Source organism: Sphingomonas sp. SRS2, assembly GCF_000971055.1.
GTDB lineage: Bacteria > Pseudomonadota > Alphaproteobacteria > Sphingomonadales > Sphingomonadaceae > Rhizorhabdus.
In genome coordinates this window covers 1-18,691 of record NZ_LARW01000091.1, presented here as the reverse complement: position 1 = coordinate 18,691, position 18,691 = coordinate 1, and the positions used below count along the sequence as shown (strand labels likewise).

The following is an 18,691-nucleotide window of genomic DNA, read 5'->3' as shown; positions in this document are numbered from 1 at the left end:
CTCAAATCTCCCGCGCTTGCGGGTCGCCAAGCGGCGCCCTGGCGGCTTCCGGATCGGGTGCGCGGGGGCGATCTTGGCGAAACAGCTTCTTCACGACGATGAAGAACATGGGCACGAAGAAGATCGCGAGGATGGTCGCCGAGAGCATGCCACCGACCACCGACCAGCCGATCGCGTTCTGTCCTCCCGCGCCCGCGCCCGACGACAGCGCCAGCGGCAGCACGCCGAAAATGAACGCGAACGAGGTCATCAGAATCGGTCGCAGCCGGAGCATGGCGGCTTCGATCGCCGCCTCGGAAGCACTCAGCCCCTGCTTCATTCTCTCTTCGGCGAATTCGACGATCAGGATAGCGTTCTTGGCCGAAACGCCGACTGTGGTGATGAGGCCAACCTGGAAGTAGATGTCGTTGTTGAGGCCGGCGAGCGTCGCGGCGATGACGGCACCGATCACGCCGAGCGGCACCACGAGAATGACGGCGAGCGGCACCGACCAGCTCTCATACAGCGCGGCAAGGCAAAGGAAGACGATGAGCAGCGAGAGCGCGTAGAGCGCCGGCGCCTGTCCGCCGGAGAGTTGCTCCTCGTAGGACAGCCCCGTCCATTCGAAGCCGATTCCCTTCGGCAGCTTGGCGGCGAGCTCCTCGATCCGCGCCATGGCCGCGCCGGAGCTATATCCCGGCGCGGGCGCGCCCATGATCTCCATGGCGGGAACGCCGTTATAGCGTTCGAGGCGCGCCGGGCCGAACTGCCACTTCGTGTCGGCAAAGGCCGAGAACGGCGCCATGCTGCCGGAGGCGCCCCGGACAAAGAGGTTGCCGATCGCCTCCGGTGTGCTGCGGAAATGGGAATCGGCCTGGACGTAGACGCGCTTGACGCGCCCCCGATCGATGAAGTCGTTGATATAGGCGCCGCCAAAGGCGGTGCTGATAGTGTCGTTGATATCGGCCTGGGCCAGCCCGAGCGCGCCCGCACGCGGCTGATCCACGTTCAGCTTGAGCTGGGGCGTATCACTGAGGCCATTGTGCCGCACCTGGGCCAGCGACTTGTCTGTGGAGGCCAACCCGAGCAGGGTGTCCCGTGCCGCCGTCAGCCGGTCGTGGCCGAGATTGGCGACGTCCTTGAGTTGCAGGTCGAAGCCGTTGGCATTGCCGAGTTCGACCGCCGCTGGGGGAATGAAAGCTATCGCCTGACCGGCGCGAATGCCTTTGAGCGCGGCGTTCGCGCGCGCCGCAATCGCGGCGGCGGAATTGCTTCTCCCCGCGCGTTCGCTCCAGGGTTTCAGGCGAACGAAGTTGATGCCTACATTCTGGCCCTGGCCGACAAAGCCGAAGCCGGAAATACCGAACACCGCCTGCACATTGTCCTTCTCCTCCATAAGGAAGTGATCTCGCACCCGCGCCATGGTGCGCGCCGTCTCCTCCATCGTCGTGCCGGTCGGTAGCGCTACCTGCGCGAAGATGATTCCCTGGTCTTCCTCGGGCAGGAACCCGGAGGGGAGACGCAGGAAGACGAGCATCATGCCCAGGACGATGAGGAGATAGGCGAGCAGTGATCGCTTCCATCGGTGCTCGACCTTGCGCACACCGTTGCCATAGCGCCTTTGGCTGCGGTCGAAGGTGCGGTTGAACCAACCGAAGAAGCCGGCTTTCTCCTGATGATCGCCATCGGTTTGGGCGGGCTTCAGGATGGTCGCGCACAATGCCGGCGTGAGGATGAGCGCGACCAGCACGGAGAGAATCATCGATGAGACGATGGTGATCGAGAACTGGCGGTAGATCACGCCGGTCGATCCGCCAAAAAAGGCCATCGGCAGGAACACCGCCGACAGCACCAGACCGATGCCGATCAGCGCGCCGCTGATCTCGTCCATCGACTTGCGCGCCGCCTCCTTTGGCGAAAGCCCCTCGTCGTGGATCAGGCGCTCGACATTTTCCACCACGACGATGGCGTCGTCGACGAGCAGGCCGATCGCCAGCACCATGCCGAACAGCGTAAGGGTGTTGATCGAGAAACCCGCCGCATAGAGGATCGCCAACGACCCGAGCAGCACCACCGGCACGGCGATCGTCGGAATGAGTGTGGCGCGCCAGTTCTGGAGGAACAGGAACATGACAAGAAACACCAGCACGACCGCCTCGACCAGTGTGTGAACCACCTGTTCCAGCGAAAGTTTGACGAAGGGCGTCGTATCCAGCGGATAATCGACCCTGATGTCGGGCGGAAACTGCTGGGAAACTTCGGCGACCTTGGCCTTGACCGCGTCCACCGTGTCGAGCGCGTTGGCGCCGGGCGCGAGCGAGATCCTGAAGCCGGCTGCGGGCTTGCCATTGTAGCGCGCCTGGAAGCTGTAATTCTCCGAACCGAGTTCCACTCTCGCCACGTCGGACAGATACACGTTCGAGCCGTCGGGATTGGTCCTTAGCAGGATCCGGCGGAACTCCTCGGGTGTGCGCAGGCGCGACTGCGCCGTAATCGTGGCATTGAGCGCCTGCCCCGGATCGGCGGGCAGGCTGCCCACCTGGCCTGCGGAAACCTGCGCGTTTTGGGCCTGGATCGCCGCCTTCACGTCGCCGATCGCGAGGCCGTAGTTCGTGAGCTTGAAGGGATCGATCCAGATGCGCATCGCATATTGCGCGCCCATGACCGACGTGTCGCCGACTCCGGTGATCCGGCCAAGCGGATCCTGGAGTTGCGCCGCGATCAGGTCGCCGATGTCGACCTGATCGTGGCTGCCATCCTCCGAATAGAGCGCGACGATGAGCAGGTAATTCTTCGCCGCCTTGGTGACGCGGATGCCTTGCTGCTGAACCTCCTGCGGGAGCAGCCGGGTTGCCTGCGCGAGCTTGTTCTGGACCTGCACCTGGGCGACGTCGGGGTCGGTGCCCTGCTCGAAGGTAAGGGTGATGGTAAGATTGCCCGCCGAGTCGCTGGTCGACGAGAAATAGCGCAGATGGTCGATTCCCTTGAGCTGTTGCTCGATCACCTGCGTCGTCGTGTTCTCGAGCGTCTGGGCATCGGCTCCGGGGTAGATCGTGTTGATGGCGATCGCGGGCGGCGCGATGTTGGGAAACTGCGCGATCGGCAGCGATCGCAGCGCGAGCGCGCCCGCCAGCATGAGGACGATGGCGATCACCCAGGCGAAGATCGGCCGGTCGATAAAGTAACGCGCCATGGCCGCTTACTCCGCCGATGCGCGCGGGGGCACGCTGGCGCGGGTCACCTGTTGCGGCGCGGCCGGGCGGACCGTCGTTCCGGTCTTTAGGTTGAGAAGTCCCTCGACGATGAGCCGATCGCCGGGCTTGAGGCCGCTGGTCACAACCCAGCGGTTGCCGATCGCGCGGTCGGTCGTGACGGCCCGCTGCTCGACCTTGTTCTGCGCATTCACGACGAGCGCGGTGGCGCGGCCGCGCGGATCGCGTGTGATGCCCTGTTGGGGAGCAAGGATGGCCGCGCTACGGATGCCGTCCACCAGTCTCGCCCGAACATACATGCCGGGAAGCAGCAGGCCATCGGGATTGGGAAAGGTCGCGCGCAGGGTGACCGTTCCGGTCGTTGGCTCCACGGTCACCTCAGAGAATTGCAGGCGTCCCTCGAGCGGATAGGTTTTCCCGTTGGGGAGCAGCAGTTGGACGTGGGCGCTGTCGTTCGTCCCCCGCACCAGGCCGCCGGCCCTGAGCGCTTCCTTGAGGTCGAGAATCTGCGCCGCCGATTGGGTGACGTCGACGTAGACGGTGTTGGTCCGCTGGATCGTGGCGAGCGATTGAGCCTGGCCGGCCTGCACCAGCGCCCCCGGCGTGAAGAGCGAGCGGCCGATCCGGCCGGAGATCGGCGCCCGGATGCGGGTGAAGGCGAGATTAACTTGCGCCGCCTGAACCGCCGCGCGCTGCGCCGTCACATCCGCGCGCGCCTGTTGCGCGGCGGCCTCGGCATTGTCGGCATCCTGCCGGCTGACGGCGTTGATCCCGACCAGATCGCGATAGCGCTCTGCCTGAAGGCGGGTCGCATTGATCGCCGCCTGCGCGCGCGCAAGCGCACCCTCGGCGTTGCCGAGCGCGGCGCGATAGGGCGCGTCCTCGATCTCGTAAAGCAACTGTCCCACACGCACCAAGGAGCCTTCGGTGAAGAGGCGCCGGCGCACCACACCGCTGATCTGCGGCCGCACCTCCGAAGTCTCGACGGCCGCGATCCGGCCGGGAAGTTCGCTCGTCAGCGTCGCAGGCTCTGTCCTCAGCGTGACGATGCCTACCTCGGGCGGCGAGGAAGGAGGCGCTGAGGTCTGGCCACAGCCCGTAAGCCCGAGAGCAAAAGCCATCACCCAGATCCCGGTTGTCTTTGGACGGCGCATGAACCACCTTATCTGTAACATTAACATATCGGAATGAGCGCTCATTTCGGTATGGCGCAGTGCAGCAGGTTCGATATGAGAACAAGCGAAATATTTGGAGAGGCGTTTGGAGATAGCTGAAAAGAGGCAGGAGCAGTTGCCAAGACAGAGAATCATCAAGGCGGCCCGCAAGCTGTTCGACGCCAAGGGGTTTCACGCCACGACGACCGCCGAACTTGCTACCGAGGCGGCGGTCAGCATCGGCCAGATCTATCGGCTGTTCGAAGGCAAGGACGATGTTATCCTCGCCTTGGTCGAGGAGAATACGCAGGCGCGCATCGCGAAGATGCATGCGATTTTCAGTACGGTCGAACAGGACGGGCATTCGGTATTCTACGCGATCAAGGCGATTGCGAAGGACTCGATCATCAAGAGCGACGGCGGCCTCTCCTTCGAGATTCTTGCAGAAGCCTGCCGCAATCCTTCGGTCGCAGATCGACTAAACGCGCTTGTCGTCTGCTATCGCGATGGCGTTCGCCGACTCGCCGCACTCACCCGACCTGATGCAACGGCGGGTGAACTGGAAGCTTATGTCGAGATCATGATGGCGTGCTTTTTTGGCCTTGGTCATCGCACGATGATCGGGCCGGCGACGGATGTCGATCAGATAAGCCACGAAACGGCATGTCTGCTGATGCGCGCCTTGGGCGCACCGGATCAGCCGACCTCGCCCCGGGGTCAAGGAATCCAGCACCTGCCGGCGCGCTAGGCCGGTCCGCGCTGAGTCCCCGCAATGTCGCGGAGGATCTTCGAGCGGCCGCTTGATGTCGATGTTCACACTATGTCGGCGAAATCGTTGTTTGGCGCACAAACCTTGAGGTGACGCCGTTTTTGCCAGGCTATTCAGCCACGTCACGCTCGCCCCATCACCAGGCTCCCCACGCGGCCTCCACACGGCCCGAGGAATAACGTCCGTATCGTTCACACTGACCATTTATTATGGCACCATGTGGCCAAAAAGCGTGACACTCACATTTTGGAACAGCAATTCCGTGGGCAGTTTCAAGATCATTTGTTGAGGACTTGGCGATCGCAAGGCGGCGGCTTGCTGAGAATCAAGGCGCACTGGCCCCCCCAACCTCCTCCCAGCGCCAGAAAGATGCGTACACGATCCGACGCGAGTTTGGTGTTCGATGCGGCGAGCGCCGCTTCCGCGCTGGCAAGCGTGCGCTCGACATCCAGCACTTCCAGGCTCGATACCGCGCCGCCCCGGGCAAGTCTCGTTTGCAGCCCCGCAGCCTCGCGGCTTCTATCTCGTGCAGTGCGCAGCCGCGCATTCTCGTCGAGGTCATGGGCATATTGCGTGAGCGCGCTCTCGGCCTCCTGAAGCGCCCGTAACACCGTGCCGTCGAACTCGGCGAGCGTCGCCTTGGCCGTCGCGCTTGCTTGATCGATCCGCGCCCGCGCGACGTCCCGGTTGGGAAAGCTCCAGGAAATGAGCGGGCCGATGCTGAAATGCAGCGGAATCGCTCACCAAACCCTCGATCGTACGGGATGTTGTGCCCGCCGACGCACGCCTTAAGAAACACCCAAGGTTCCTCAATCACCCGCACCAACTCTCCGATCGCCGGCGACATGGTGGCAAACACATAGCGGGTTTTCTGCTGCGGCCAGCCTACATCGACCCGAAAACCATCTTCATAGGGGATGGGTGGGGCCGTTTCGCGGGCGAGGGTCCACCCCTTGACCCAAACGGCAACGATATGGGGATCAGCGGCCATTGTTCGCCGGCTTCACCTCGATCGTGCAGCGCACCGGCTTCTTGGCCTTGACGGCGGACGTGCGGCACGCCTCGATCGTCTCGCGATTGTCCCGCGCCAGATTGACGGCCGCGACGATCCCCTCCCAGCTCGCCGGCGATGCGCGCTGCATCAAATGCGTGCCGGCATCCCATAGCGTCGGTTCGGCAAGTGCCCGCGTCGCCATGCGCTCCGGTAACTGCCAGCTATCGGGCATGGCGCGCGCGATCAGGCCGGCGATCAACGCATAAAGCAGTATCCCGAACACCACGCCACCAAAGCCGGTCCAAATCAGCCATCGGTTCTGCTCGTCGCCGCACCGCGCCGACGCCACCAGGCCGGACAGGTCGCGCGCCGCCCCGTCCAGCGTCGATTTGGCGCTATGCACCAGGTTGCGCAGCTCGCCCGCCGCGCTCGCCACCGAAGCGTTTACACGCTCTCCCATCGTCTCCGGGGTGAGTTTCATCGCGGGGCTTTTCGCTATCGTATCGACCCGCTGGGTGAGCGCCAGCAATATCTTTTCGGTGTTGGCGAGCGTCGGCTGATAATCGGGAATGTCGATGGACTCGCGCGCGCGGGCCAACCCCTCGACCGCAAGGCGCACCAGCGCCACCTCGCCGCGCAACTGCTCGAACGCCGCTTGCGGATCGTCGCCGGCCTCGCCGTTGTCGCGATAATTATCCTCCTCCATCATCCTCTCCTTACCGGCTTATTCCGCGCCCCATGCCTATCCCCAAATCCCGCGCCAGCTCGCGGCCAAGGTCGCCGCTGTCCACGCCGCGTCCCCGGCCCATCCCGATCTCAAGCCCCAGCTCGCGGGTGCGATTACGCAGGACCGATTCCACCTGGGGATCGCGCTCAAGGCTTTTCGCCATGCCCGCCATTTCCTTGCCCGTGCGCTCCCGGCCCGCCATGTCGCCGGCGCGATAGAGGCGGTCGCGCTCCTGTTTCAGCCCCTGCCAGCGTTCCACGAACCGATCGGCCCGCAAGTTCGGATCGGCCCGCACGCGCGCCTCCTGGGCCATCGCGTCGAGCATCGGCCCGCTACGCCCCGCCGCCGCCTCGCGCAGCAAGGCGGGGTCGCGCTGCATCGCCGCCGACAGGTCGCGCGAGGCTCCCGGCCTGATCTGCTCAAGCGCCTGTGTCGCGCGCTCGAGCGCGACCTTCTGATGCTCAAGGACCGGAGCGCCCGATGCTCGCGCCTGCAACACCGCCTCGGCCGAACGCGAGGCCCGCTCGACCGCGCGGGCATAGTCGCGGCCCTGGCCGCGATCGGCAGGCACCGGCGCGCGCTCCGCGCCCTTCAGCGGCGCGGCCGACAGCTTCAGCCCGTCGAACATGCCGCGCCTGGGGGCCGCCTTCTCGCGCTCGCCTGCCGGCGTCGGCTCCGGCGCTGGGCGCTCGGGCGCGGGACGGAAGCCGTCGAACATACCCCGCCGCGGGTGCCGCTCGGCCGCGGCCTTCGCCTCGCCAGCGCCGCGGTCGCCGGCATCGCGAACCGTGCGTGGATCTTCGCCCATCTGGCGCATGGTTCCCGCGCGTGGTCCAAGGATCTCCACCGGCGAGCGTTCCGCCCGTTCCGGCAATCGGATCTCGCCCGACAATCCGCGCCGGTCGGCGAAAGCACGAATCTCCGCGTCGCGGTCGCGGGGATAATCCGACGCCATATCCTTCGTCCGCTCGCGCGAGAGCGTGCGGGTGAGCTGGCGCTGATCGGCGAAGTCGTCGCGGCCGTAATGGAGCTGCACCCCGTCACGGTGCCGCGACAGCGCCACATAGGCGGAATGGCGGTCCATGCCGGGGGTGGCGAGGACATGCGCGCGATCGACCGTCACCCCCTGCGATTTATGGATGGTGGCGGCATAGCCATGATCGACATGGGCATAATCTTTCAGGTCGAACGCGACCGATCGCCCGTCATCGAGCCGCACCGCCATGCTGTCGGGCGATACGCGCTCGACCTTCCCCAGCGTGCCGTTCTTCACGCCAAGGCCGCGTTCGTTTTTCAGGAACATGATGCGGTCGCCGCTCGCGAACGCGCGCGCGCCCCGCTCGGCCGACACCCGCACATCGTCTCCCAACTCGCCGCTGGCGCGCATCCGGTCGCGCGCGGCCAGGTTCAAATCGCGCACCTCCGCATTGGTGTGGGTGAGGATGATCCGGCTTTGCTCCGGCGCGGCGAGGCGCTGCGCATCCCAGCGGTCCACAAGATCGCTGCGCGCCTGCTCGCGTGTCTCGGCCGCCTCGACCATGCCTTGGCCGGAATAGGCATGGACCGCCTCGCCGGTGCGGCCCGTCGCCAGCGCCTTCGTGGCGTCGCGCTGCCAGTCCTCATGCTGCCGGCGTATGGTGGTGATCTCGGCCGCGCCGTGCCGCTCCGCGAGGCTGCGGAACGCCGCGCCCGCCTCGATCGCCTGCAACTGCTCCGGGTCGCCGACAAGCACGACTTTCGCGCCCGCTTGGCTTGCCGCCGACAACACGCGCTCCATCTGGCGCGTGCCGATCATGCCCGCCTCGTCTATCACCAGCACGTCGCGGTTGGTCAGCAGCTCGCGGCCCTGGTCCCACTGATATTCAAGGCTGGCGATCGTCCGCGAGGGGATAGCCGATCCACCTTCCAGATTCTCGGCCGCGATCCCCGACAGGGCCGCGCCGCGCACCTGATAGCCCTGATGCTCCCACGCCTCGCGCGCCACCCCCAGCATCGCCGACTTGCCGGTGCCGGCATAGCCGACGACTATGGCAAGATCGCCCTTGCCGACTATATGCTCCAAAGCGGCCTGCTGCTCACCCCCCAGCACCATGCCCCCACTCCCGGCGGCGTCCAGCTCCCTTGAAAGCGACGCTGCCGGGAGACCATGCCCCTCCCTTGCGCCAAGCCGATCGGCGGCACGCTCAAGCCGCTGCTCGGTGTCGATCATGTCGCGGGAGGTAAAGCGGTCCTCGCCGCGCCCGTCCTTCCCCAGCGCCACCAATTCAGGCGAGGACCGCACCGCGCTCATGGCCTGGTCGAACTGATCCTTGCCGTCGCTGTGCCGGTGGACGAACATCGCCAGGTCGCGCGTGGTGAACGTCGCCTGCCCCCGCGTAATGCCGTCGAGCGCGATCGGCGGGTTGGCGATGATCTTCTCGCCATTCTCGCGCGCGATCCGCACATGGTCCTCGACCCGCTCCGCCTCAAGCCCCTGTTCGGGCATACGCGATGCCGCCGGCCCGATCTTGTGCTGCGGCTCAAGGTCGATGCCCTGTGCCTCCAAGGTGCGGTGATCTATGCGGGCATCGATATCCAGCTCGGCAAGGCGCTCATTGACATGATCGGCCCACGCCTCGCGCCATTCCTTCAGCAGCGCGCGATCATTCCAGTCCCGGTTCTTGTTCCCGAACCCATCCGGCCCAACGTCGCGCATCGACAGCATGACATGCGCGTGGGGCTTGGGCATCCCATCCTTGCCCACGTCCCAATGCACATTGAGGTCCGCGACCATGCCGCGATCGACAAACTGCTTTTCGACAAATTCGCGGGCGAGCGTAATGCCCTGCGCCTGATTCATTTCGCGCGGAATCGAGAACTCCACCTCGCGGGCAAGCTGCGCGTCGCCACGCTTCTCCCCCGCCTCGACCTCGTTCCACAAGGTCGTGCGGTCGTTTAAACGCTCCGGCGCACCTTCGGGCAACATGATTTCCGAATGGACGACGCCGGCCTTGTTCGAGAAATCATGGTCGCGCCCTAGCCGGTCGTCGTGCAGCCGTTCCGCCGCACGATAGGCAGCGGACGCAACGGCGCTCGATCCGTTGGCGCGACTGATGACCTTGGCCGAGAAATGGTAGATCGCCATGACGGCCTCTATACTGTCCTTCTGAGCGCACAACCGCAAGGTTGTATAAGCGCGCACTCACACTCTCTGTCGTTCGCGTGATTGACTTCGCCGCATTTTTTGCTGGTTCCGGTTTCCTCGCGCGCGTGCCGTGCTACTATCGGGGTCAACGTGACCGGCTTTTCAGGAGAGGGTATGCGTAAGGTTCGGGACTATGACGCGGAACTGAAAGCCCTGAACGACAAGGCCAAGGCGCTCAAGGCGCGCAAGGTCCAGCAGCTCGGCGAACTCGTCACCTCCACCGGGGCCGACGCACTCGATCTCGATGTGCTGGCGGGCGCGCTGCTCGCCGCCGTGGAATCCGCCAGCGCGGAAGAAAAGGAGGTGTGGCGCTCGAAAGGCGCGGCCTTCTTTCAAGGACGCGGGCGCAAGGGTTCGCGACGCGCTGCTGGCAACGCGGAAAGCGGAAACGAGACTGGCGCAGGCGAGGCACCGCGTTGAAGCCGCTGCGCGCCGCACCGATACGAGGGAATGGGTCGTGGCCCGACGCGAACGCACCCGCCACCTCATAGAGCTGGGCGGCCTCGTCCAGAAAGCCGGTCTGGTCGAGCTGGCCGACGACGATCGCGCCACCCTCTACGGCGCAATGCTCGATTGCGCCGCGCGCGTCCAGGCCGACGATGCCGGCACGGTTCTGGCGCTCTGGAAGCGGCGCGGCAAGCGCGCGTTCGACGCGGAGGAAACGGCAGAGGAGGAACAACGATGACGGACACCCCGCCCCGCTCCTGGCAGCTCCTTCTTGTCGGTCCCTGCCTCGATCGGATCACGCCCGACATGCGCGAAAAGCTCGCGGCGCTGCTCGACCTGCTGCCCACGACTCCCGTTATCACCATCCAGACCGACATGGGCGGCGTCTCCGCCTCGCGCGACTGGTCGAGCGATCGGATGGAGCGCGTCGATCAGCTCGCCGACGCCATCGCCGCCGCTCCCGGCATCGCCCATATCTCCGTGCCGGACCATCGCTGATGATGCGGACTGATCTGGATCACCTACCCGCCGCCAAGCGCCGCGAACTGGAACGGGTCGCGCGCGTCCTGTTCGATGAATTTGAGGATGCCGTCAAAACCCGGCTATCGGAGAAGCGCAAGGGCGGGCGCATCCTCAAGCTGATCCTGTTCGGCTCCTACGCGCGCGGCGATTGGGTCGAGGATCGCGCGAGCGGCTATCTCTCCGACTATGACCTGCTCGTCGTCGTGAACTCCGACACCTTCACCGATCTGCAAACATGGTGGGCGCGCGCCGACGATCATCTGGTGCGCGAGCTGACCGTCACACGCCACCTCGCTACCCCGGTCAATTTCATCGTCCATTCGCTGCGCGACGTGAATGACCAGCTCGCGCACGGCCGTCCCTTCTTCGCCGACATAGCCCGAGACGGCATCGCCCTCTACGAAGCGCTAGGCCATCCCCTCGCCGCGCCGCGCCAGCTCGCGCCGGAGGAAGTCCGCGCCGAAGCGCAGCGCCATCACGACCATTGGTTCCCGCTCGCGGCGCACGCGCTTAAGCTGGCGCAGGACAGCATGGCCGATGGCGTGCCGCGCGATGCCGCGTTCATGCTCCACCAGGCCGTCGAGCGGGCCTATAACGGCGTGCTGCTGGTCCTGACGCTCTACAGCCCCAAGTCGCACCGCCTCGGTGTCCTGCGCTCGATCGCCGAAAATCTCGACCCCCGGCTGATCGAAGCCTGGCCGCGCGACACCCGCGCCGCCCGCCGCGCCACACCCGCGCCGCCCGCCGCGCCTTCGCGCAGCTCCAGCGCGCCTATGTCGAGGCGCGCTATCCCCCCGCCTATGAAATCACCGATCGCGAACTGGCCTGGATCATCGACCGCGTGAGGCACCTCCACTCGGTTGCCGCCGCGATCTGCGCCGAACATCTCGCCAGCAATGGGAAAGGGACAGCCTGACGATGGAATGGTTCCGCCAGCTCGGCCGCGCGATCCGCAACCTTGCCCGCATCGCGCGCGCGCAGCCGATATGGGCGATCACGGCCCTTGCCGTCAGCCCGGTCGCGCTCATCCGCCACCTGTTCGGCGTCCTAGTCCTGTTTCTCATCACCGCCTTGGTGCTGGGAATTGGGGTGCCGCTCATCCTGGGCAAACTGCTTGGCCTGCCGCGCGATTCCAATATCTACCAAATCGTGACGATGCTGACGGGCCTGGTCATCATCCTCGTCACGCTGCGCGCGCTGTTCCAACCGCTGATCCTGAAATATGGCGGCCCTGCCGGCGATGACACCCACGGCTCGGCCCGCTTCGCCACCGATCGCGAGACGCGCCCCCTCGCCCAAAATGGCGACGGCCTGCTGATCGGCCGTGATCGCAAGTCGGGCAAGCTGCTGCGCTATGCCGGCCCCGCCCATCTGCTGACGATCGCGCCGACACGCACCGGCAAGGGCGTGGGCACGATTATCCCTAACCTGCTCGACTATCCCGGCCCGGTCGTCTGCATCGACCCCAAGGGCGAGAACGCCCGCATCACCGCCCGCCATCGCGCCAAATTCGGCCCGGTCCATGTCCTCGACCCGTTCGGCGTCACCGGCCTGCCCTCGGCCGCGTTCAATCCGCTCGATCGTCTTGACCCTGCCGGCCTCGATCTCGCCGACGACGCCATGACGCTGGCCGACGCGCTGGTCTATGACGCTCCCGGCGAAGCTGGCGAGGCGCATTGGAACGAGGAAGCCAAGGCGCTGATCGCCGGCATCCTCCTGTGGGTGGCCTGTGACGGCCAAGCGCAAGGCGAGGACCGCACGCTGGAAGCCGTGCGCGACTGCCTCACCTTCGCGCCCGACAATTTCCAGAAGATGCTCCGGGAAATGTCGGCCAGCACGCAGGCGCGGGGCCTGATCGCGCGCGCTGCCAACCGCCACCTGGGCAAGTCCGATCGCGAAGCGGCCGGCGTGCTGTCGGCCGCGCAGCGCCGGCACCTTCCTGTCGAACGCCGGCGTCTTGCAGATATTCGGGGTCAACGATCACGATAGCGCCAAGCTCGTCTCCGATCTGCTCGGCCAGGAAACGGTCGTGTTCGAGACTATGAGCCGCGCGATCGACGCGCAGGAAACCGGCATATCATTCGGCCAGCAGCATGTCGCCCGCCCGCTGCTCACGCCCGATGAAGTCCGCACGCTGCGCGACGATTACCAACTCCTGTTCCTCGCGGGGCAACGGCCGATCGTCGCCGCCAAGCTCAAATACTATGCCGATCGCGAGTTCGCGGGCCGCTTCGATTCTGCATAAGGCGTTTAAACGATCGCGCCAGCATAGCTGCAATCTATATGATATCGTTTGTATATCTATGTGATGGCGTTCCGCCATAACTCGGCGTGTAAATACGCGTGGCGAAGCGCGGAAAATCGGCCCAGAGCGTGCAAAAGTGAGTTTTGGGGTAGGTCCTCACCGTTGGCGATCGACGCCAGCGCCGGCCGGTCGAGCGGGGTGGGTGAAACCCCGAAGATCTAGGCTCCGAAAATCGGACGCCTGGAAAGCCCATAGAGCGCCTTGACCGTCCGGCCCTCTCCCAACTTGCCGAAGGCACGAAAAGAGGCTGTGCGGGCCGGAAATCGCGCCTGTGGGGCGTTTCAGCCTCCCCTGCCCTCTCGATCGAATCGCCCCCCTATTCGCTTGGCTTTTCTGGAAAGCCATTTGGACGGTTGGTCTTGGTGGTGTGTTCGATGGTGGGCTGGGACGGTGGAGCTGGGTGCCAATCCATAGCAAAAGCGTGCCGGCGTAGCCGGCTCATCATGGGGATGCCGGGTGGGAGGATCGCGTTAGCGATCCGGGGCGCCCGTAGGGCGCGAGCCGGCGGGGCGAAGCCCCAAGAGGCGGCGCTTCTTTTCTTCTTTCGGCGCTGTCGGTGCATTCAGCGCGAAGTTATCCACAGGCAGGGCTACCCCAAAACTCACCGTTCGCCTTCTGATTCAAAGATTCTTCTTAGATTCAAGATTCAGGGGCCTTCAAACCCGCAGAAAACTTGGGGAAATGGCCTCGAAAAGTGAGTGTTGGGGTCGAGTCGCGTGAGTTTTGGGGTAGCCTTCGGTGAGTTTTGGGGTCGGTAAAAGTGAGTTTTGGGGTCGAGTCCGGTGAGTGTTGGGGTAGCCGCCATATCGACGGTGAGTTTTGGGGTATCCCCTCACGATTATTGAACGGCGAGTTTTAGGAATTGCCTAGCTCACCGTTGATGATAAGGTGAGCCTATGCCCCATATGGACTCACCTTTGGGCGGTGCAAAGACGCAGCTCGCCCCGGTTGACACCCCTTCCCGCACCCTTGCGCAGAAGGGGCGCGGAAATCCTTTCGATCCGGCCAATTACGGGGAAATCGTCAAACCCGGCGAGCTGGTCGATATTGTCGAGCTGACGCCCCTCACTCTCGCCGATCGCCGAATCTACAATCTCCTGATCGCCAATGCCTGGGAGCGTATCGGCGAACCGATTATCCATCGCATCGCCAAGACGGCCCTGAAAGGCACGCACCAAGGCAATGAGCGCATTGAAAACTCGCTCCTGCGCCTGATGGGCACGATCGCGATCGTCACCATCCGCAAGGCCGGCAAGAGCTACAAGCGCCGGGTCCAGCTTCTCGGCCCCAGCGACGAAAGCCTCGAAAAAGACGGATTCCTGCATTACCGCATCCCCGAAGAACTGATCGAGATACTGCGTAACAGCGAGGTCTATGCGCGCCTCAAGACGCAAGTGATGTATTGTTTCGAGTCGAAATATGCGCTGTGCCTCTATGAGATGATCGAACGGCGGATCGGCCTCGAATACAAGCAAAGCGAGGAATTCACGATCGCGGAGCTGCGCGGCTTGCTCAACGTGCCGGAAGGCAAGCTCGAACGCTTCGCTGACTTCAACAAATACTGCCTCAAGGTGGCAGCGGACGAAATCAACAAGCTCTGCCCCTTCTATGTTGATTTCACGCCGATCAAGAAAGGCCGCAAGGTCGAAAAGGTCGCGCTGATGTGGCTCCCGAAAACGTCGAGCGGCAGGCGGGACGCGCAAAACCTGATCGACCAGCATAGCATTGTGCGGCGTGCCAAGCTGCGCGGCGGCATCCCCGAAATGCCGGTGCTGGTTGATTTTAGCCTGCCCGCCGCCGAACGGTGAGCCCCTACCCCAAAACTCACCTTTCATGTGCCTGGCCGCGACGGAATGCGATAAGACAATGGCGAGCTGACTATGATGGACGATCAGGCTTCCGCGCTCGGCGCACATCGGCGCACCGATCGCGCTTCCCGGTTCATCCGGACCACGCCTAAGCGCGTCTATCAGGCTCTCACCGAGCCAAGCCAGTTCGCCCGATGGATCGCGCCCGAAGGTGCGCGCGCGACCATCGACAGGTTCGAGCCTGAGCCAGATGGCGCGCTGCAAATCACGCTCACCTTCGATCAGCGATCCGGCAGCGCCAAGACGACGGCGAACACCGATGTTGTGAAAGGGCGGTTTCTGACGCTGGATCAGGGCCGGTGCGTCAAGCAAGCGTTCGAGTTCGAGTCGGCCGATCCTGCTTTCGCCGGGACAATGACGATGACGTGGAGGCTGGCGCTGGCGCTAGGTGGCACCACTGTTGAGGTGACAGCCGAGGATGTGCCTTCCGGCATTTCGGCGGCCGATCATCACGCCGGCATGGCATCTTCGCTGGCAAATCTGGCCGCCTTGTTCGAGCAGGGCGACGCCGTTTAGGGCGACTAGCCCTCACCGGCGTCGAGCGCGCGGCTGACGGTGAACTGAATCCACGCACTGCGGCTGATCCCGCGCCGCCTGGCCGCCGCATCGACCTTCGCCAGCAAGACGCGATCGAAGCGCAGCATGACCGGCGACTTGCGCGGCCCGTCCTCGGCCGCCGCCTCGATCGCCGGCGTCGCCGGCTTCGCTGCACCGGCAATGAAGGCGTCCGCCGCGTCATCGTCGGCGGGAGGTTTGGGCTTGCTGTTCGGTTTACGAGCGATAGCCATCGCAATTCACTCCGCTATCATTATGCTATACAAATACCGCACCAATCAGCGCGGCCAGCTCGTCGATCGCCTTGGGATCGCGAGGCGTATGCTCCACCACCGCCCTGCCCTCGGCCGCCGCGTTCGGGAACGCCTTGCGACGCACGATCGACGTGGGCAGCACCTCGATCCCCTCGATATCGCCGATCATCTGCAAGGCCGCTTCGTTGTCGCCGCCCTGCGGGTCCGCGCCGTTGAGGATCGCGACCGCACGCAGCCCCTCGTTGATCTCGCGCGCCTCGGCCACCAGCGCCGCGACCTGATCCAGCGCCCACACGTCGAAGCTGCGCGGCTGCACCGGCACCAACAGCGTATCGGCCACGGTGAGCGCGGCGCGCAGCGAGCCGGTGTCGCGTCCGCCCACGTCGATAATGATCTCGTCATATTTGGCGGCGAGCTGGCGGACCTGGCTGCGTAGCGCCGCGCCGGTGAGCGCAACCGCCGTATAGCCGGCCGCGCCAAGACGTTCGGCGCGAAGCTCGGTGAAGGTGAGGGCGGTGCCCTGCTCGTCACCGTCCACCAGCAATAAGTCGCGACCCGCGAGCGAGCGCGCTACCGCGAGGTTGACCGCGAGCGTGGTCTTGCCGACGCCGCCTTTCGTGTTTCCAACTGCCAATATCATAGCGCCCTCACTGTGCGAGCTATCGTTAATCGGTTCGGCATGATCTGTCTATCGGTATGATATACAAGTGACGCTCAATCCTCCGGCTCATCATCGTCGTCCAGCGCCTCATGCTGCATGACCCCATGCCCCTCGATCGGGCAAAGCGGCGCTCCGGCCAGTTCCAGCCATTTGCGCGCGGTCCTCACGGTATAGCCGCACGTCGCGCACTCGCATTTGAGCATCCGGGCTTTCTGCTTCTTGGGCGCGGTCGACTCCCGTCCGTATCGAGACGGGCATGGGGGAGGGGGCCAGCATCGGCCAGGATCGGCGCGACCGCCGCAAGGAAGGCATCGCCGGGGGTGGTGGCGCGCATCGGCCCGACCAGCCCCAGCCCCAGCGCGACCCGTTTAAACGCCTTCCCATGCCCTGCCGGGATGCCGACAGCGGCATGGACCAGCTCATGCGCGAGGATGGCCGCGATCTGCGCCGGCATGGCGTCGGCCGCGTGCGCCAGGTCCGGGCGGATGAAGATTTCAAAATGCCCGTCCGCGCTTAGCCGGTTGTCCCAGCACTCGCCGATCGCCTTGCCCTTGGCTCCCCTGCTGGTGAAGCCGATCGCCACGCGCACACGCGAGGGCAGGGGGGCGTCCAGCGCCTCGAACAGCGGAGCCATGCCCTGCGCCACCCGGTTGAGCCAGCTTTCGCGGTTGTCCTGCATCATGCCTTCTACTCCCTTCAAATCGCCTGTCCGGCGATGGCCGTGCCATCGGCCGGAACACGGACGCCCAAGAACGCTGGCGGAAGAGGGGGGCGGCAGGAATCGACGGGGTGGTGCGGCCGCAGCGCAGCGAGGCTCGGCCCGTCTATTCCTGTCGCGGGGGAGAGGCGGCCGGAACCGCCTTTCCCCACGCAAACGAAGATCCACGCCGGCGCACGCCGGCACGACAGGGCAGGGGCCTCGCCCCTGCCTCACGCGAGGATCGTCACGCTTGCGCCAAGACCGCTCGCGGGCTTGGTCGGAGCGGTCACGCGGAGATAGAGCCGTGCCCGAAGGGTCGCGCCCGATATGAGGGCGTAGCGTGGAAGGTACGCTAAACAACGCTAAGGGAGAACAACCGAGGAACGCTTAGGCGGCGCGGCTGTCCGGCGGAAGATTGAGGGCCTTGCGGCCAGCGGAAGCGGCTGCACGATCCCAAAGGAAATCGCCGGAAAAGGCAATATGCTCCCAGCCAACCGGTGACGTATGGACAAGCAGATCATCGGGGACCGGGACCGCTGCCGATCGCAGATGCTGGGCGGCGTCGTCCATGTAGATCGTGTTCCAATAGACGATCGCCGCGATGACCAGGTTGAGGCCGGATGCCCGATATTGTTGAGCTTCATGGCTGCGGTCGATGATGCGGCCCTGGCGGAAGGTGTAGATCGCCTGCGTCAGGGCATGGCGCTGCTCGCTGTTGTTGAGGCCGGCATGGCATCGCCGGCGCAGATCGGGATTTTCGAGCCAGTCCAGCATGAACAGAGTCCGTTCGATCTTCCCGATTTCCTGTAGTGCGACGTCGAGCTGGTTCTGCCGTTCGTAGGCGGCGAGCTTTCGCAGCATGACCGACGGCGCGACGTGGCCAGCCTTGATCGACCCTACGAGGCGCAGTACGTCGTCCCATTGTTCATTGATGATGTCGGTGCGGATACGCTTGCCCAACAACGGGGCGATGGACGGATAGGCCGAAACCGGCGCGATCGGCGCAAGCCGCCTGTCCGGAAAGTCGCGCAGGCGCGGGCAGAAGCGAAATCCCAGCATCGCGCACAGGGCGAAGACATGGTCGGTCGCCCCGCCGGTGTCGGTGTAATGCTCGACGATCCTGAGATCGGTGCCATGGCTGGTGAGGCCGTCGAGGACATAGGGCGCTTCATGCGTGGCGGCCGAGATCACATTGACGTGGTAGGGCCCGCGCTGATCGGAAACATGGGTGTAGGCCCAGTCGGCCCGAAGCTGCGATTTTGGTCATCTTGGAGAACACGTCGGGAACGGGCTGGTTGTTGTTGACGATCGCCCATGCGAGGAACGACGTTCCGCTCCGATAAGGGAGCGGCGTTATGAG

At 64.8% G+C, this 18,691-nt stretch carries 13 protein-coding genes and 4 pseudogenes; 8 read left to right on the top strand and 9 right to left on the bottom strand.

Annotated features, from left to right (window positions below; all coding sequences use genetic code 11):
- Position 1: 1 nt before the first annotated feature.
- The gene (locus tag WP12_RS12420) at positions 2–3,172 is read right to left on the bottom strand and encodes an efflux RND transporter permease subunit (RefSeq protein WP_046194038.1); all 3,171 of its coding nucleotides are present in this window, start codon (positions 3,170–3,172) and stop codon (positions 2–4) included.
- 6 nt (positions 3,173–3,178) lie between these two features.
- The gene (locus WP12_RS12415) at positions 3,179–4,312 is read right to left on the bottom strand and encodes an efflux RND transporter periplasmic adaptor subunit (RefSeq protein WP_443027868.1); all 1,134 of its coding nucleotides are present in this window, start codon (positions 4,310–4,312) and stop codon (positions 3,179–3,181) included.
- A 169-nt stretch (positions 4,313–4,481) separates the two neighbouring features.
- On the opposite strand from WP12_RS12415, the gene WP12_RS12410 reads away from it, so the two are divergent.
- Complete coding sequence (locus WP12_RS12410) at positions 4,482–5,093, top strand: TetR/AcrR family transcriptional regulator (RefSeq protein ID WP_160299220.1); 612 nt, start codon at positions 4,482–4,484, stop codon at positions 5,091–5,093.
- 299 nt (positions 5,094–5,392) lie between these two features.
- Here WP12_RS12410 and WP12_RS24135 read toward each other — a convergent pair whose 3' ends face one another.
- The 3 genes from WP12_RS24135 to traA form a co-directional block, all read right to left on the bottom strand.
- The gene (locus WP12_RS24135; RefSeq protein ID WP_268794732.1) at positions 5,393–5,821 is read right to left on the bottom strand and encodes a TolC family protein; all 429 of its coding nucleotides are present in this window, start codon (positions 5,819–5,821) and stop codon (positions 5,393–5,395) included.
- A 273-nt stretch (positions 5,822–6,094) separates the two neighbouring features.
- Positions 6,095–6,817 (bottom strand): DUF6118 family protein, encoded by a 723-nt coding sequence (locus tag WP12_RS12400; protein ID WP_046194035.1) that lies wholly within the window; start codon positions 6,815–6,817, stop codon positions 6,095–6,097.
- Positions 6,818–6,824: 7 nt separating this feature from the next.
- A complete protein-coding gene (gene traA / locus WP12_RS12395) occupies positions 6,825–9,959 on the bottom strand; it encodes a Ti-type conjugative transfer relaxase TraA (RefSeq protein WP_046194034.1) in 3,135 nt (1,044 codons plus the stop codon).
- Between the two features lie 174 nt (positions 9,960–10,133).
- Here traA and WP12_RS12390 point away from each other — a divergent pair, with 174 nt between their 5' ends.
- The 7 genes and pseudogenes from WP12_RS12390 (at position 10,134) to WP12_RS12360 (ending at position 15,677) form a co-directional block, all read left to right on the top strand.
- The gene (locus WP12_RS12390; RefSeq protein WP_046194033.1) at positions 10,134–10,439 is read left to right on the top strand and encodes a conjugal transfer protein TraD; all 306 of its coding nucleotides are present in this window, start codon (positions 10,134–10,136) and stop codon (positions 10,437–10,439) included.
- Between the two features lie 37 nt (positions 10,440–10,476).
- The gene (locus WP12_RS12385; RefSeq protein WP_046194032.1) at positions 10,477–10,704 is read left to right on the top strand and encodes a conjugal transfer protein TraD; all 228 of its coding nucleotides are present in this window, start codon (positions 10,477–10,479) and stop codon (positions 10,702–10,704) included.
- The gene (locus tag WP12_RS12380; RefSeq protein WP_046194031.1) at positions 10,701–10,964 is read left to right on the top strand and encodes a hypothetical protein; all 264 of its coding nucleotides are present in this window, start codon (positions 10,701–10,703) and stop codon (positions 10,962–10,964) included. Before WP12_RS12385 ends, WP12_RS12380 begins: the two co-directional genes overlap by 4 nt.
- Positions 10,965–10,966: 2 nt before the next feature.
- A pseudogene (locus WP12_RS12375) lies at positions 10,967–11,904 on the top strand (HEPN domain-containing protein).
- A gap of 2 nt (positions 11,905–11,906) precedes the next feature.
- Positions 11,907–13,233 (top strand): annotated as a pseudogene (locus tag WP12_RS12370) (type IV secretory system conjugative DNA transfer family protein).
- Positions 13,234–14,198: 965 nt separating this feature from the next.
- Complete coding sequence (locus WP12_RS12365; RefSeq protein ID WP_152663978.1) at positions 14,199–15,101, top strand: replication initiation protein; 903 nt, start codon at positions 14,199–14,201, stop codon at positions 15,099–15,101.
- 72 nt (positions 15,102–15,173) lie between these two features.
- The gene (locus WP12_RS12360) at positions 15,174–15,677 is read left to right on the top strand and encodes an SRPBCC domain-containing protein (RefSeq protein WP_046194030.1); all 504 of its coding nucleotides are present in this window, start codon (positions 15,174–15,176) and stop codon (positions 15,675–15,677) included.
- Positions 15,678–15,682: 5 nt separating this feature from the next.
- Here WP12_RS12360 and WP12_RS12355 read toward each other — a convergent pair whose 3' ends face one another.
- The 4 genes and pseudogenes from WP12_RS12355 to WP12_RS12340 all read right to left on the bottom strand — a co-directional run.
- Complete coding sequence (locus WP12_RS12355) at positions 15,683–15,949, bottom strand: hypothetical protein (RefSeq protein ID WP_046194029.1); 267 nt, start codon at positions 15,947–15,949, stop codon at positions 15,683–15,685.
- 25 nt (positions 15,950–15,974) lie between these two features.
- Positions 15,975–16,610 (bottom strand): AAA family ATPase, encoded by a 636-nt coding sequence (locus WP12_RS12350; protein WP_046194028.1) that lies wholly within the window; start codon positions 16,608–16,610, stop codon positions 15,975–15,977.
- Positions 16,611–16,684: 74 nt separating this feature from the next.
- Positions 16,685–17,313 (bottom strand): annotated as a pseudogene (locus tag WP12_RS12345) (transcription elongation protein SprT).
- Between the two features lie 405 nt (positions 17,314–17,718).
- Positions 17,719–18,564, bottom strand: a pseudogene (locus WP12_RS12340) (Tn3 family transposase); the annotation flags it as partial.
- Positions 18,565–18,691: the final 127 nt, after the last annotated feature.

Bases quoted from the DNA above. Each gene is read 5' to 3' on its own strand.
- WP12_RS12400 (WP_046194035.1), bottom strand. From the start codon at position 6,817: ATGATGGAGGAGGATAATTATCGCGACAACGGCGAGGCCGGCGACGAT.
- WP12_RS12415 (WP_443027868.1), bottom strand. From the start codon at position 4,312: ATGGCTTTTGCTCTCGGGCTTACGGGCTGTGGCCAGACCTCAGCGCCT.
- WP12_RS12365 (WP_152663978.1), top strand. From the start codon at position 14,199: ATGGACTCACCTTTGGGCGGTGCAAAGACGCAGCTCGCCCCGGTTGAC.
- traA (WP_046194034.1), bottom strand. From the start codon at position 9,959: ATGGCGATCTACCATTTCTCGGCCAAGGTCATCAGTCGCGCCAACGGA.
- WP12_RS12390 (WP_046194033.1), top strand. From the start codon at position 10,134: ATGCGTAAGGTTCGGGACTATGACGCGGAACTGAAAGCCCTGAACGAC.
- WP12_RS12360 (WP_046194030.1), top strand. From the start codon at position 15,174: ATGATGGACGATCAGGCTTCCGCGCTCGGCGCACATCGGCGCACCGAT.
- WP12_RS12355 (WP_046194029.1), bottom strand. From the start codon at position 15,949: ATGGCTATCGCTCGTAAACCGAACAGCAAGCCCAAACCTCCCGCCGAC.
- WP12_RS12420 (WP_046194038.1), bottom strand. From the start codon at position 3,172: ATGGCGCGTTACTTTATCGACCGGCCGATCTTCGCCTGGGTGATCGCC.
- WP12_RS12380 (WP_046194031.1), top strand. From the start codon at position 10,701: ATGACGGACACCCCGCCCCGCTCCTGGCAGCTCCTTCTTGTCGGTCCC.
- WP12_RS12350 (WP_046194028.1), bottom strand. From the start codon at position 16,610: ATGATATTGGCAGTTGGAAACACGAAAGGCGGCGTCGGCAAGACCACG.